This is a genomic window from Streptomyces pseudogriseolus, from assembly GCA_002154585.1.
Classification (GTDB): domain Bacteria; phylum Actinomycetota; class Actinomycetes; order Streptomycetales; family Streptomycetaceae; genus Streptomyces; species Streptomyces pseudogriseolus.
The window spans coordinates 310-692 of the sequence record MUNG01000732.1 but is presented as its reverse complement, the minus strand read 5'-3'; the positions used below and the strand labels follow the sequence as shown (position 1 = coordinate 692).

The 383-nt window shown below is 78.3% G+C and carries 1 protein-coding gene; it reads left to right on the top strand.

The features are described 5' to 3' along the window. A partial coding sequence (locus tag CCN29_RS34415) for a phosphotransferase family protein (protein ID WP_442538701.1) occupies window positions 1-383 on the top strand: 383 nt, incomplete at both ends.

The window sequence follows — 383 nt, the reverse complement described above, 5'->3', positions numbered from 1 at the left end:
CCTGGGAGGAGGCGGGCGTCCTCCTCGCCCGCCTGCACCGCGCCCCGCTCCCCGAGACCGTGCCGTCCATGCGCGGACCGGAGAAGGCCGCCCGAGCCGTCGCACTCCTGCACCACACCGCCCCGCGTCACCCCGCCGCCGGCCCGGTGCTGGGCGCCTGGGCGGACCTCCCGCCGCGGCGCCTCTGCCACGGCGACTTCCACCTCGGGCAGTTGATACGCGACCCCGCTCCGGGCAGCCCCTGGCTGCTGATCGACGTGGACGACCTCGGCGCCGGCCCACCGGTCTGGGACCTGGCCCGCCCCGCCGCCTGGTACGCCGTGGGGATGCTCGACCCCGACGCCTGGCACCGCTTCCTCACCGCCTACCGCGCCGCCGGCGGC